This window comes from Paraburkholderia sprentiae WSM5005, from assembly GCF_001865575.2.
GTDB lineage: Bacteria > Pseudomonadota > Gammaproteobacteria > Burkholderiales > Burkholderiaceae > Paraburkholderia > Paraburkholderia sprentiae.
In genome coordinates, this window is sequence record NZ_CP017561.2 from 142,954 (window position 1) to 157,080 (window position 14,127).

General features: G+C 57.8%; 13 protein-coding genes and 1 pseudogene. 4 read left to right on the top strand and 10 right to left on the bottom strand.

The features are described 5' to 3' along the window. The 4 genes from BJG93_RS00700 to BJG93_RS00715 all read right to left on the bottom strand — a co-directional run bounded on the left by BJG93_RS00700 (position 1) and on the right by BJG93_RS00715 (position 4,345). Positions 1–1,107: an HNH endonuclease gene (locus BJG93_RS00700; protein WP_051374457.1), complete on the bottom strand. Its 1,107-nt coding sequence runs from the start codon at positions 1,105–1,107 to the stop codon at positions 1–3. Then, the gene (locus tag BJG93_RS00705; protein ID WP_231337414.1) at positions 1,062–1,490 is read right to left on the bottom strand and encodes an HIT family protein; all 429 of its coding nucleotides are present in this window, start codon (positions 1,488–1,490) and stop codon (positions 1,062–1,064) included. Before BJG93_RS00705 ends, BJG93_RS00700 begins: the two co-directional genes overlap by 46 nt. Before the next feature lie 126 nt (positions 1,491–1,616). Next, positions 1,617–2,765, bottom strand: a complete 1,149-nt coding sequence (locus BJG93_RS00710; protein WP_027199461.1) for an EVE domain-containing protein — start codon at positions 2,763–2,765, stop codon at positions 1,617–1,619. 335 nt (positions 2,766–3,100) lie between these two features. Further along, on the bottom strand, positions 3,101–4,345 hold the full coding sequence (locus BJG93_RS00715) for a restriction endonuclease (RefSeq protein WP_231337415.1): 1,245 nt from the start codon (positions 4,343–4,345) through the stop codon (positions 3,101–3,103). Positions 4,346–5,254: 909 nt separating this feature from the next. Between BJG93_RS00715 and BJG93_RS00720 the strand changes: the two are divergent. Further along, a pseudogene (locus BJG93_RS00720) lies at positions 5,255–6,089 on the top strand (DUF932 domain-containing protein). 182 nt (positions 6,090–6,271) lie between these two features. Here BJG93_RS00720 and BJG93_RS00725 read toward each other — a convergent pair. The 6 genes from BJG93_RS00725 to BJG93_RS00750 all read right to left on the bottom strand — a co-directional run bounded on the left by BJG93_RS00725 (position 6,272) and on the right by BJG93_RS00750 (position 11,719). Then, the gene (locus BJG93_RS00725) at positions 6,272–7,069 is read right to left on the bottom strand and encodes a hypothetical protein (protein ID WP_027199463.1); all 798 of its coding nucleotides are present in this window, start codon (positions 7,067–7,069) and stop codon (positions 6,272–6,274) included. After that, positions 7,062–7,754 (bottom strand): nucleotide-binding protein, encoded by a 693-nt coding sequence (locus BJG93_RS00730; protein WP_027199464.1) that lies wholly within the window; start codon positions 7,752–7,754, stop codon positions 7,062–7,064. The genes BJG93_RS00725 and BJG93_RS00730 overlap by 8 nt, the downstream gene beginning before the upstream one ends. A 9-nt stretch (positions 7,755–7,763) precedes the next feature. Continuing rightward, a complete protein-coding gene (locus BJG93_RS00735; protein WP_027199465.1) occupies positions 7,764–8,225 on the bottom strand; it encodes a hypothetical protein in 462 nt (153 codons plus the stop codon). Between the two features lie 1,679 nt (positions 8,226–9,904). After that, the gene (locus BJG93_RS00740) at positions 9,905–10,729 is read right to left on the bottom strand and encodes an ImmA/IrrE family metallo-endopeptidase (RefSeq protein ID WP_027199466.1); all 825 of its coding nucleotides are present in this window, start codon (positions 10,727–10,729) and stop codon (positions 9,905–9,907) included. Beyond that, positions 10,726–11,130: a hypothetical protein gene (locus BJG93_RS00745; RefSeq protein WP_027199467.1), complete on the bottom strand. Its 405-nt coding sequence runs from the start codon at positions 11,128–11,130 to the stop codon at positions 10,726–10,728. Before BJG93_RS00745 ends, BJG93_RS00740 begins: the two co-directional genes overlap by 4 nt. 4 nt (positions 11,131–11,134) lie before the next feature. Then, positions 11,135–11,719 carry a hypothetical protein gene (locus BJG93_RS00750; RefSeq protein WP_027199468.1) on the bottom strand — a complete coding sequence of 195 codons (585 nt, stop codon included), beginning with the start codon at positions 11,717–11,719 and terminating at the stop codon, positions 11,135–11,137. Positions 11,720–11,740: 21 nt separating this feature from the next. Between BJG93_RS00750 and BJG93_RS00755 the strand changes: the two genes are divergently transcribed. The 3 genes from BJG93_RS00755 (at position 11,741) to BJG93_RS00765 (ending at position 13,747) form a co-directional block, all read left to right on the top strand. Further along, positions 11,741–12,826: a hypothetical protein gene (locus tag BJG93_RS00755; RefSeq protein ID WP_231337416.1), complete on the top strand. Its 1,086-nt coding sequence runs from the start codon at positions 11,741–11,743 to the stop codon at positions 12,824–12,826. A gap of 93 nt (positions 12,827–12,919) precedes the next feature. Continuing rightward, positions 12,920–13,477: a Pycsar system effector family protein gene (locus BJG93_RS00760; RefSeq protein ID WP_034479790.1), complete on the top strand. Its 558-nt coding sequence runs from the start codon at positions 12,920–12,922 to the stop codon at positions 13,475–13,477. Positions 13,478–13,492: 15 nt separating this feature from the next. Continuing rightward, on the top strand, positions 13,493–13,747 hold the full coding sequence (locus BJG93_RS00765; RefSeq protein ID WP_027199470.1) for a hypothetical protein: 255 nt from the start codon (positions 13,493–13,495) through the stop codon (positions 13,745–13,747). The last annotated feature ends 380 nt before the right edge of the window (positions 13,748–14,127 follow it).

Genomic DNA, 14,127 nt, shown 5'->3' on the forward strand with positions numbered 1-14,127 from the left:
CTAGGTGTAAAAAAGGGCAAGATAGCTCTGGGTTACGGGCTCGTAGCTCGTGGCGGATAACCAAGCTCGACCGCCCGCGGTATGTGCGGTCGCATAGCCCCAGATCGCGACCCGGTTTGCGGTGACCCCGTCACTGGCCATACCAGCCAAAGCGCCGATTTCACTAAGCTCATCAGATTTGGTCACCAGTCTTTCCAGCCACTTTTCAAGGTGCGGCTTCGCCCCGAGTGTGTCCGACTTGCTTCGATTGCATGCAGGGTGCGCAAGCACAAAATTGTGTGCCTGGTCCCTCGGATAGAGCGAGAACGGGACAAAATGATCGACGTCGGCGCCGGTAAGGTTGCCCCCACAATAGAAGCACCGGTGACCGTCGAGCTTGCGCAGTTCCGCACCGACAATGGCCAGAGACTGTCGCGAGGCTGAAAACAGAAAGTCTTCCAGATCGCCAGCATCGCCGATAATCGTATGGTTCCGCCGGTTTGTCTTGATGTGGTCTACCCAATGCGTGCGAGAAAGCTGTTGTACCAGCGTATAAAAGCGCCGAAGGCAGTAGGCAACGCCGGGTTTCAGCGCAATCGCACCGCGACCTGACCGTTCGTAGAGGAACGTGTCGGTGACTCCGCCGAAGTTTTGCAGATAGTTCAACGGCTGTGCGGAGACAACCGTCGCCACCTTGCTCAGCAATGCTGCATAGCTTGGCTCGGTACGAGCCTGCTGGACGGTAATTCCAGGCGTCGACGCCCGGTATTCGCAGATAGCAGTTAACACCGCTGCCTGATCCCCAAGATTCTGGACGAGCACACCAGGCTGCGTATCCGCGCGACCAGTTCCATAGGGAGTGGAGTGCCGCCAGTAAAGCTGAACGAAACGATCTGCAATCTCCCGATTGGTCAGGGTCAATTCCGCGCCGTCGTCCGTTCCGACCTCGACAGCAAGGTCAGCGAGCGAGATGAGCAGCGCGAATTTGTATGTAGCCGTGAAGTCGCCTTCGGCAAAGAGCCGCTGAATCTTGGCAAGGAAGGCCAGCTGTGCCTCGGCTGTCGGCGGTGGTACGGTCGAATTCAACCGCGCTTGCTCCAGTAGTCGGCTTTTTCCGGGATGATCCATCGCACGCCGCCTCGCGGATCTGGCTGGTCCCCCCTGAAGCGAGGTATCAGATGGATGTGCAGGTGCGGCACTGTCTGGCCAGCGGCGGCACCGTCATTGATTCCGATGTTGTAGGCGTCAGGCCGATATTGATTGTCCAGAACACCTCTTGCGCGGTCAATTAGAGAGAAAAGCTGTTCGCGTTCTGCCGCCGACAATTCAAATAGGGAACTCACGTGCCGGCTGGAAATTATCAGCGTGTGCCCGGGCGACACAGGGTACGCGTCGCGTACCGCAAACCCTGCATCGTTCTGGTCAACGATCCTTTCGACCGGCAGTTCGCAAAACGGGCACTGAGAGGGCATGTTGGGCTTAGAGGATGGTGCGGACTCGAATTCTCTCACGTCAATAGCATCCAGCAGCTTTTGCGCAGCTACGCGGCGGCCGATAGTCGCCGATCCCAGTCCCTCCTGTCCGGCTATGCGCCTCGGCAGAGGATATCTCAGTCGGTGTCTAGACACCTTGGCGATTCACTCCGCTTCCTCCGCAAATTCCTCGTACTTGTCCAGTACTTCCTGCTTGAGATAGTCCAAAGTGGGGTTAGCGGCCAAGTCCTGCACCTTCTCATACGGCAAATAACTGCAAAGCTCTGACAATGGTCCCTGCGGGAAAATCGAAAACGCGGGCCGCATAAGTTCTTGAAACACCTTTTTGCGCCGTTCTTCCGGCGCGACGATGTGTAGCCTCGTGTGGAAGTTGGGCTGCAGCGCCAGCAGGTCCGCCATGCGCAAAATTCCTGAGTAGACCGAGGTCGTGTGCTCGACTTCAAAGGCACGCGCTATGGTCTTCTTTTGTAGCCAGAGTACATCAATCTGTTCGACCGCCTTGCGGGCCGCTTCGGAAAACTGCGTGTGCGGGAGGGCTGTCAACAGCTCGTCGTTATTCATTTCTGAAAGGACAGCCTCCTTGTCAGCCTTGGGAATCCAGACCTCAAACCCCATCGCGATCCCGATGTCGGCGAGCAACGCCTGCATCTTATGAGAAGTGCGGACCTGCGACGCGGGATTTGCAGACCCTGTTATTTCGCATGGTGTCGAATGAAGCGCATCAGGCTGAGGAGGGCCGGCTTCCTGCTCATCAAGGGGAATCTGCACAGCCACTACCTTTCCCGAGGCATTCGTCATCTTCAGGCTGCGGTGTTTTTCCCAAGTCTCGTCAGCGATATCGTCGGGAGTCAGATGGTGCGCCTGATGACAAAGTAGCTCCTCCACTCTCTGACCGTCGGGTTCCTGCAATCGAACGCCACTGCTACGCAGGATCGCATTCCACCCGCCGGCCCCGGGCGTTACATTCTTGGTGAAGGATAGGGCTGCCCACACGTCGGAACGCTTAATCGGAAGAAGTGCGCCCTTCTCCAGCCAAACGAGTGGCGTCACGGGAAATTGCAGCGAATATTCGCTGATCATTTCGCTACCCGGCGGCGCCTCCGCCATCGGCCCCGTGACCTGCAGTATGCCTACCCAACAGGACAGCCCCTTGAGGTAGCAAAGAATTTTATCGCCGGGCTTGATTTTGGTGACCCAGGCCTTGCGGTTGGGGTGAAAGCCCGCAGTATTTTTTGAGGTATTTGAGAAGCTCTCGAATGTATCTACCGAAAAGATATCGACAAAGTAGGTCATCGGGGTTATCGCTGTGGTTGGGCAGATCAAGTGACGGACGCTGTGACTCTCGGTAAAATATACTAATGGCTATAGGCTAGGCGTCGTCAAGAATCACTGAATCTAGCGGAAACCTCTGAGTGTCAGCAGCCGAAGATCGATCAGTCGATCGTGTTCCGAAGGTGGTCAATGCTTATGCGAGGCTGCGTTGCTTCGTCAGCTTTGCAGACGTACGGCTACTTGACTGCCCTCAGGCAGTTGCATGACGTTATCGAGACACTCGCCTCAGCGGGCATAACATTTCCGCAAGGACAACGTTCATATCTCGGAGGGTTTTCGTAGCCCTCGTAGCGCAGTCACACGCCTGTCATGGCTGGAGATTCAGGGTCCTCGATACCATCACCAGCCAGACGGAACTGCTCGATGATCCTTTGATTATGATCGTCAAGGTACACCTGCAACTCACGACGCCCTATCAGGCGGACTGATGCAGCGTTCGCAAGTTCGGTTGCTGATCGTGTGAAGTATGAGTTTGTAACGACCATGGCGTCATCGCAACCATAGAAGCTCTTCGCAGAGATGGCTTCCTGAACCGCCGAGTTGCCGACGTTTCCCGAATAATTTTTCGCCTGAATCACCATCTTTTTACCAAATTTGCTTACGAACAGGTCTGCGCCCTGATCACCGCTTAGTTTGGTTCCCTCGACATCGTAGCCGGCCGTCTGGAAGATCTGGCCGAGAAATTTCTCGAATTCGTATCCATTCATGGCGTCTACGTGGTACATAGTGACGAACTGATTGGGATCGAAGAACTCGAGCTTCGTTGCCAGCCTCTCGACGAGAATGTCGAAGTTGATCTGTTCGCAGATTTCAAGCCATGTTTCCACGGTTTGCCAAGGTAGAAGCGGCGTGCCGAACGCTGAGGACGCTTGGTCCGTGTACTGTATTTCCGCGTGTCGGATGTTGTTATCCCAGAGGAAATAGAACAACAAGCTGAGGTCATCGCGGTAGCTTACCCCTGCTTCCGCTATCCACGATCGGAGGATCTCGCGCAGTGAGCCTTTTGTATGCCTTGATATCTCAGTGGAGAAACCAAGGTATGCCGAATTGAACCCGGTTGTCAGCAATAGTTTGTCCAACAGATGCGGGAGCTCTTCAAGCTCTGTAAAGCCCTTGCGGATCAAAACTTCGCGAAAAAGCTCACGGTTAGAATACGTCCCATTTTTTCTCGCACCTGGCGTCTCCGCATCGCCGGGCTCGACGTCTATATTTCGAACCGTGTGAAAGAAGTTGGCAAAGTAAGGCTTCTTCAGCTCGGAATATTTTCGGAGCACTGTACGAAGGAGGTCATTGAGCTGCGCCTGCTCTTTCTTTTTGCCGAGCAGATCTTTCAGAAACCCCTTCGTCTGATATTGGAATTCGGGGTAAAAGGAAGGATCAAGCGGAACCTGGAGTGCCGCAGGTGCTGCCTGACCGGATGCCTGGATCGGAGCATTCGTACACCATGGACACTTAGTTTCGAATGATTTGCGTCTGCACGAAGTACATTGGTAGATCACGAAATCCCTCTTGATTGTGAATTTTTGTTTTGCAGTCGTCATCCCGCCAATCTAATCTAGACCGCAACACTGCAGGGTTAAGACGACGTCACGCACCATTAGCGTCGCGAGGAGCAACGCCTGCATTAGCCTCACGCCGAAGCATAACCATGCTGACGCCACGCGGTGACCCTTGCTCTATTCGTCGGCGAAAACAAGGCAATTAAGCCATTTCAGCAGGCGCGCTGCCATCCCTCAAGGGGGCAATAGTCGACCAGCTGATATATGGTATCTCAGGACAAAGCGTGGCAGGCGCGCGAAACCGCCTTCCGGTTGCTCGACACTGCCACCGTCGGCAGTACACCATATTGCCGACATCCAAGCATGCCCCGTGGAATGTCGGGTATGGCCGAACCTGCCCCGCGTCGCGATGTCGGCAAGTTCCCGATCCCTTTGCTATGAGAGGCCGGCGGCCGCGCGGCCGTGGAAGCGGAAGGCTCCATGACTGTCGTCAGTCCGAGGACTACCGGGGGATGTTGGCCCCCATTCGCGCACGATCGTTAATTTCCTGATGGCGCCGATTGTCGGTCAGCGATTCCAGACACAACAGTCAACCGCGTCGCTTTCTATTGAGAGGTGGTCTACACGACCATGCACTTAGGACCGCACCTTCATGCCCGGTCAACCCGAGGCATGGCATGCACCCGGCTCCAAGCTTCCCGCCCTTGACCCGCGACCGTAGCCGATAGCGGGCGCGCATCAAGGGGCGAGGGACCGTGTTGCCCGCACCCCTCCCTCGCCTTTTTCCTTGACGCACGCCCGCTATCGGCTCCTCCAGTCGCACGGGCGGGAACCCGGGAGCCTGGCGGCAGCAACGCCAACCCCGAGTTCCACCGGGAAGTGTCCGGTCGCAACGGCAAGGCACATCCCCTCGCCCGGTTCCGGTCCTCAACCTTGACTGTGGAGATTGCCATGCAACTCGCTTCCTCTTTCCATTACGGCTCCCCGATGCTTCGCGCTGACTCCGCCCCTCTCGGACGACCAGATTCGCCGGGTTGCCCCTTCCATCTTCGCCGATGGCAAGCACGAAAGCCGTTCCGAACGCTACACCTACATTCCCACCATCGACGTCCTGCGGGGCCTGCGCAACGAAGGGTTTCAGCCGTTCATGATTTGCCAGACCCGCGTACGCGATCAAGGGAAGCGCGAATTCACCAAACACATGCTGCGGCTTCGCCATGCCGACCAGATCACCGGCGAGGAAGCCGACGAAATCGTGCTGCTGAACTCACACGACGGCACCAGCAGTTACCAGATGCTGGCGGGCACATTCCGGTTTGTCTGCCAGAACGGCATGGTCGCGGGCGAGAACATCGCCGATATCCGCGTGCCACACAAAGGCAATGTCATCCAGAATGTGATCAATGGCGCATTCGACGCGCTTGAGGGCTTCGACCTAATCCGCGAGCAGAAGGACGGCATGCGCGCCGTCGATCTGAACCGCGACGAACAACAGGCATTCGCCCGAGCCGCACTCGCGTTGCGTTACGACCCGACCGATGCCGAAGCGCCCGCGCCCATTACCGGAGGTCAGTTGCTTTCCCCGCGTCGCTTCGAGGATCGCCGCGATGACCTATGGACCGTGTTTAACCGTGTGCAGGAAAACCTCACGAAGGGAGGACTGCACGGCCTCTCGCGATCGGGCCGCGCGATGTCCACGCGACCCATCACGGGCATTGACCAGAACGTGAAGCTCAACCGCGCCCTTTGGATGCTCGCGGATGCCATGCGCCAACTGAGGGCATAACGATCCGGTGGCGGCGCACCCGCGCCGCCCCGTTCCCAGCCTTTGCGCCACGACGCGCTCCGGGTTACATCCCGGCGCGTCACACAGTGCTGGCCCGGCACCTTGTTTCCCGCTCTGGAGCCAATCACGCAAGCGCAAACTGTCGAAACTGTCAAAGACCTGCAGTAAAACAGAGGCAAGTACTACCACTTGTCACTCGCCCCCGCAGAGGATGATGGTTGCAGGGTACCAATGACCGGGATCGACCAGAACGACACGCCTTCGCGCATGCTTCGCGATGCCGCCGCGTTCCTGGCCGGCGCCACCGACCAACTTTGACTTGCTCGAGTAGACGTCACACCACCTACCCGCATCAGATGACTTCCGGCCCACCAGCCGGCCCCCGCCGATAGCAGCAACACAACCAGCGCGAAGACCATCAGCTCGTAGCACGCCCTGACTACCCGCCGCATCACGCCTCGCTCAAATGACGCCACCGCCGCATCAAGCCGGTGCCGCTGTTCGCGCGCCGCCATCGCCGTCACACCCACGAGCCGGTTTCCCACCATACGTGCAAGCCGGCCGCTCGCCCGTTCAACCAGTACAGTCAATGCCTGCCTGTCGAGTTCCGCGAGTGCGGCCCTGTAACGCGCCTCGTGCTCATCGGTCATCCGCTCGGCCAGTTCAATCGTCGCCTTGCAGCGTGCAAGCGCATCACGATGCTGCGCCATCAGCGCGTCCGTGGCTGCGTGCGCCTCTGTCCGTACGCCATCGAGGCTGCCCGCACCCGCCTGCCGGATGCGTTCCGGCATGACCTCGTAGAGCCGCCCGTAGTATTCGAGCATAACCAGCACAGACCACAGTGCATCGTTGTCGCGCAGGTTCAGCGCACCCGACACCCGCCGCATTCGCAGTACACTGGCATCGTCAGGTAATTCACCCGTGACGTCGAGAAACAGGCGGGCGAGCGTGTCTGGCGGCCCGCCCCGACTCTTACGCATCGACTGTCACCCTGGCAAACACCGTTCCGCACAATGCGCGCCAGCGCAGTAGTTCCGCCCGTTCGCCAATATGCATCGTCTCCGCCGCCCTGCGTATCGACAGGCGCTGGCTACGCAGTTCATCAGCGACACGATCCGCGAGATCCGGAAAATCCAGCGACTGGCCCTGCTCCTCGACGGCCTTCCTCAGTTGCGAGTCACGGTACAGGGTGAATTTCTCCGGCGAGCCGAAATAGCCGTTACGCACGACATGCGTCACAGCATTCGGGAACGTGACGCCGAATCTGAGCAATAGTTCCAGACTGTCACGCTGCCGATTGATCACCCACAGCACAACGAGCCGCCGTGCCAGTTCATCGAGCGCACTGGCGAGCGTCCCACCGTATTGCGCGACGCCAGTCTGGCTCCTCGCTGCCGTGTTCACGACGACGGTCGCATCACGATGCTGGTCGCAGAAATTGATGAAGTCGATCCAGCCACTCACGTCATCGAGATCGCACGACCCACATTCGATCTCGCAGTGAACAGCCTTCATGACATCCGGATTGGACGTGTCGGTCTCTACTAGCACGACGTTGATATCGGTCCGTCGCAGGTGATCAACCAGCGCCAGCGTCACAAAGCTCTTTCCGACCCCGCCCTTGCTGCCGCCGACCATGTAGATGGGGGGATTTTGCGTTGCCATGTCACACCTCTACAGATTTTCGGTATCCGGCCTGATCGGAAATCCGAGGAAGCCCTGTACCGGTTGCCCAGGACTGGCCACACTGCCATCCCCTTTCTGCTGCGTTCTGTCCCGCGAAGGCGTATTGAGTGTCGCATCCGCTTGCGACGGCTTCCTGCCTCGCACAGGTCTTGCCGCATGGTCTCGTACCGTATCCTTTCCGTTCCGTCGAACTCGCCCCTTTCCTTCCGCACGGCGCATCGCATATCTCAAGGAATTCGGCGTCACGTCGATACCTTCCTGTACAGCCTGTTCGATCAATTCACCGAGCGTGTAGCCCTTTTCTCGCGCCGCGCCGATCTGTTTCTGGATGGATTTGACGCCATCGCTTACCTTGAGCGGCTGATCACTCGTCGCCTTTTCCGGCAGCGCATCCAGTCTGCGTCCAAGCGCCTCCCATTGCCCCCGCGCGAAACTCCTGACAACCGGCATGACCTGCTCCGACGCACAACCTTGATCTCATCTTGAACACGCTCAAACTCGCCGTCAACACCCGCTGCTAGCGATTCCCTGCGAAGGCGGAACACATCGGAGTACAGAGGAATTTGACGGAACGAGAAATATTTTTTCTGCCTTGTCCGGTGTCTCGTTGATGCACGTGAAATTACACGCGTGCGTCGCTCATGGACACGAGCATCAACGGTTGCGAATGCCGTGTGCCGATCGATTCACGTCGAAAAAGAAAACTGCAACGCATTTGACGTCACCGAAGGACGAACGCAACGCGCCACCTCCTTTCCCCGCCATCGCCATTCCGTCTACTCGTGCGGTCACCCAGCTTTTACGGATGTTCACTGCTATGCGACGGAAGATCGAAGGTGCATGCCACCTGCTTTGCAACAGGTGGCACTGTCGCACACGTTGGACGTCAACTGTTTGCCGACGAGCTTTCTTCGTGCAACACACCTGGAGCGCACAGTAGTCGCAGGCCGTGCACAAGTCGCCCGCCTCGTTGCACCACGACCTTTGAATGCAAAATCAACGGTAGTTACACGGGAGCGCATTTCTGCTGTACATGGCTGCACAGCGCGCACACCGGAGTCACACTTGGGGCCGAAAACAACATGAAAATCGAGGTATGGCAGGATAGGCTTGCGCCGGTTTCGGGCGCCAGCTCTTCATCGAATTGCTGTGTGCCGGCCGCGTGGATACGGAATCATCGTCCAGTATCACCGCAAAGGTGCCGATTTGATTCCGCCCGAACTCTGGTCGGAGGCAGATTCACGGAAACGACGACAGGTGGCGGACGATCGGGGCGAAGAACTACGCGCGGAAGCTTCATAAGCAATCGTCGCGTTGATCAACAACTTGAAGCGCTTGATGATCGATGTCGCACAGCAGCATGGCAGCGGGACGCATTTAGCGTTGGACGTGATCGTTCCGTTTCGTCGCGCTCCAGTCACAGGTCGCAACGTGGATTTTCCGCGGAATCTGGCGAAGTCGGCGACGGTGGGATAGCAACAGTGCTGGTTACAACAATTGTTGTGAGGCTCACAGATAGAAGGCATTTGCAGGTGGGGGCAGAAAGCGTTCTAAGAAAGAGGGCTCCCACCCCGCAGAGCATTTGCCAGCAAGGCAGAACGGCTTTTAACTGAGTCGACAGGGAATTCGGGTTTTACAATTCGACTTACCCGCCGGCCCTGCCTCCAGTTTTAGTGCCAGACTGCCCCAAAATTGAGCGATTCAGCTACGTCGGGCCTCACCCGCTGCATTTCCCGCGGAGCTGTTTCGGCTCTGCACCACGGGCCACTCGACCGCCTCGTCTCGGTAGTCCCGTGGCCACCCCTCTGCCAGCAATTCCACCACGCGTCGGACACGCTTCATCATTCGCTCCCCGCCGCGTCCGCAATCGGCTAAGCGCGCTATCCAAGCCTAGATATAAAGGAACCTTCCTCGATGCCGCACGCCGGGTGAATTCTTGGACCGAGTGCCCGCAATTCCTCTTCGGCGAGGGGTGCAGCGGCTAGGCGTTTGCAATGATGTTCGGGGGCCGCAGTCTTGCGGAACATGTGAGGACACCGTGTTGACCGCCGCGTCCTATATTTGGAGCGGTTCCGGCACTCGTTTGACCACCGCTGTTTCGCTAACGTCCTCTCGCACACCCCACATTGCTATCGGCGTCTTGAATAGCGCCCATGACTAATTTCATCATCCGCCTCACGACGGCGATTGCTCCGCGGCGTCATCATTTCAACGTCGGTCAGATAGATGAGCACAAGGACTTCGCCGTCACGACCACGAGCGCTGTGCTCCATCACTTCATACTCTTCCGCGACATCATTGTCGTCGAACCATACTTCAGCGGGCTGTTTTCCTTGCATCTCCTTGCCGTGCTGCATAACGTCGTAAGCGAAGCTGTCTTCGTCCAGGCGGCGCTTCACAATCCACTTCTTGGGGACATCCGGCGCTCGAGACAGCCACCGCAGGTCGTTGCCCCGATAACAGGCAGCGATAATTGGTAACGTATCGATTTGTGCAAGTCGAATGCACGTCGCCGTGCGACTTGTTTGAAAAATTTCAGCGAATTCGTTGATGTGCTTGAAACTAGGACGTTCCACGCTCATGACCATTGGCATCAGCAGCGGCCGCGGCATCAAGAGATGGGCCGCATACTCATCCGCGTGCTTCTCCTGTTCGCTGTTAGAAGCCAGGGTTTCACCCGGATCGTCAACGCGACAGCGGAACGACTTGCCCCGATGCATCTCCCAGTGTCCGAGTTCGTGACCAATGGAAAAGCGTTCCCGTCCAACGTTCGATGGGCGAATGGTAGCGATTGCTCGGTTCTCAAATCCCATGAGAGTTGCATCACAACCTTCGAGTTCATCGAACTCAACTTCGAGACCTGCGTCATAGGCAAAGGCAACAACGTCCAGATCTTCAGGGGATGTTATTCCAAAGTCAGCGATGAGATTCTCAGCGCGCTCACCGGGACTCATTGAACGTCATCTCCATTTGAACCTCGAGATGACTCTAACCTCTTGAGCTGTGAGTAGATTCGACGCAAGTCAGACTCGGACATTTCTTCAAGTCCTCGCGCAGCCATAGTATATCGGCCGTCGTTTTTCGCTCGCTGTATATAGGCCTTAATTTCCTCTAGCTTCACTTCCGGCTGAACGGTGGAGACGCCACTCCGGCCAGCCGCTATAGCTTCCTTGGCCGCAGCTAGGCGCTGCTTTCCAGCGGCAGCCTTCGCGGCTTTCAACAGCCTCAAGCCATTTGCCTTGGCCGCATCCCCGTCTCTTTCTTCAAGGATGTCTTCGTCGGACATGTCGAGGAGTTCCCGCTCCAACGCATCAGCAAGATTGTTGAATGGCTCGTCTTTCATCTTTGTAATCATCTATTCACCCCTGCTTATCGTGAGGTGCGAGGCGACGCAGCAAACGCTTCCTTGCCGCGTCAAAGCGCTTCTTGTTCCAACCCAGCACGGCGGCCGCCTCGGCGCCGCGCGTTCTATCAATCCACACCATAAATAACAAACCAGCTTCATCGTCGTCGGCAAGATCCGCTTCAATCTGCCAGACCAGTTGCCGCCCGACCAGCACGTCTTCTGGGGTTTCCTGAGTCGTTGCACTCGCGTACGCCTGCAGTTGCCCCTCTTCGGGAGGAGGCTCGTCGGTAGTCGACACGACCGCGAACGTGTCAATCGGACCTTTCGTCTGCTTTTTCAGCTCATTGGACGAGATGCTCCTCATCGCGCCGAACAAGGCCTTGAGCGGTTCGAGGCCCCTAGGCCACCTACGACGCATATTGAGAAACTTCTCCATCGCCATCTGCAGCAGGTCGTTGCCGTCGCACCCGGCAAGGCTTCTCGAAAGAAACCCGGCGTAAACCTCTGCTCGCGCCCAGTCGGCTTCACTGAGCTTCAGCAACTCTTCCTCGACTTCGCGCTTGCTCAGCCTGCTGTCGTTCTCCACGGTATCGGACATTCCCGTACCCGCTCCTGAAATATGACTCTTCAACTGCTTTCAGTGGACGCGACGAAAAATATTTTTCTGTCGGCGTCCACGGACAGCTTCTCGAGAGTCCTGTCCAGTAAGGGCACAAGCGCATGGTGCGCCGTGTCCACACTGTATGAGGACAATCGAACGATGGTAAATCGCAAAACTCGTAATATCAACAGGGACTTGGCGCATCTCCGCGCAGGCGAGCGGTATCTTCTGGGGCTGCCGCTCAACACGATTCCGGACCAGCGCCTCAAGCGCGTCGGCCTCGGCGCACATCCAGCAAATGGCACCCGCGTGCTGCCGCCGGCAAGCGGCGGTGCTGCCAGCCGCCGCAACGCGAACGGGTTCGACATCATTCATCGCGACCAACCGAAGGAAACGCGGTACCGCCAAATCAGTTGGACCTGGACGGAACACCACGGCCGCGACACCGTCGAGAAGACGGACGTGAAAGACGTACCGTATCTGCGCTACCCCCGCACTTCGGTGTCTCCGTACGCGGTCGAACTTCAGGTTCAGACGCGCTCCGACGGCATGTCGTTCGTGGTGGCCGGGCCGTTCACTGTCGGCAGCGGACTCGACGCGACCGCGACCAATACCGCGAATGTCTTCGTAGAGCAGTTCGGGGGCTTCGAAGTGCTGACGTTGGCTCTGGGCGCTTGGGTGGCGGCGCCTGTTCGCCGCGTGAACTGGGAACTGCTGCCGCCTGGTCGCAATCCCTGGCTCAGCGCAAAACCGGCGCTGGACCGCATCGTGTCGAGCGCACCTGCTGGTAATCGCAACGTCATCGCCGCACGGTTCGCCGCCATCGGCGGCCACGCGCCGGACTTCGTCGCGGTTGGCGCAGCTGGATTCGACGGCTACGCCGTGTTCGGGTTTCCGCGCCAAGGCTTCTGTCTGCTCGAAAGCCGCCAGGTGAACAACGCGACCTACGTGCTTTCGGACACGGACTGGGAGCGCGTGTCGCAGATGTCGAAAGCGGAAATTCTCTCTGCCGGAGCCCACCAACGTCGCCTTATCCACACGCGCAACTGGTTTGACGAACTCGAACTGATGTTTACGACGAGCCCGGGGCGTCGCGCGGCCTAAAAGCGAGCTGCTCCGCACTTTTTGCGGAACCGTGACAGGCGGTGGCGCCGCGCTCCCAACGTGGTGCCTCGCCCGAATTTAAAGGGAATCTACATGGCGAGCCCACGCGAGCGCGACGACCAGCAAAAGTTGCTTTTTGAAATCACCAAGCGGTTTGACTCGTACATCAACTCGAGCAACTCGAAGATTGCAATCATACTGTCCTACTGCATGGCTTACATCGACGGGTTGGGCTTCAGACTCGTCGACGTTTCGGACAAGCGAATCCACGACGTCGCGTGGTGGGTGCTACTTCTCGTCTCTTTGCTCTCTGTCGTCGTCACGCTCTGGTCCGCACGATACGCCTATTTGGTCTTGCATCCACAAATTCCATCCTGTCGCGCTGGGCACGAAGTGCCGTCAGCCATTTTCTTCGGCGACGTCGCCCAGCATTTGGGTGGCCGCGATGGTTACGCGGCGTCGCTGCGTGCCATGGGCGACGAAGATATCGTTCGAGACCTAGCAGGGCAAGCTCATACTCTCGCCGGTATCGCTTCGCGGAAAGTACGCGCTCCTGGCCAAATCCACAACTTGCTTCGTCCGGGCGCAGTACCACTTTTCGGCGTAATTCTCGCCGTTCTGCTCACGGCGCTGCAGAAACTACCAACATAAGCGAGCACATCCACGATGAACCGCGAGATTGAACAGTTCCGGAAAAGTTTCGACGGTATCTTCGAGCATGTTAGTGATAGTCAGCTGCTTGCCAAATCTGCGTGGGCGCTCGACAGCATCAACGAGAAGTATGAGGTACGCGCGGACTCGGCTCTGCCGTCGCTGCAAGAGGAGTACGCCGTTCAGCTTCCTATTCGTCGCTGGTTCGGTAAGCAGCCACAGGTCAACGACGGCAGCATTGGCTGCCGCCGGGACTTCGCCCGTCTCTAAGGCACTGACGAAATCAAGTACCGCCGCGTCACGACGATGTTTATCGACGTGAAAGAATCGACGCGCCTCGGGCTGCGATATCCGCTCGACGTGGTTCAGCACATCAAGCACTCCATTCTGCGAGCCGCATCGGAAACAGTGCGTGCGATGGACGGTCACGTGCACCGGTTTATGGGTGATGCGTTAATGGCCTTCTTCGGCCGTCAATGGCGTCGAAGTATTCGGCCATGCTCGGCCAGAATTTGATGCAGTATCTCGACTTCCCTGAGGCTCTCATCAGCCGCAAGCGGAAAAACGCGGGGACGAGGTGGTCCCCGTGCCGTATTTGCGCCCTAACTACGAGAAGCCCGTCGGAAGCATCCGGCGTGTCGCGTCGGCGC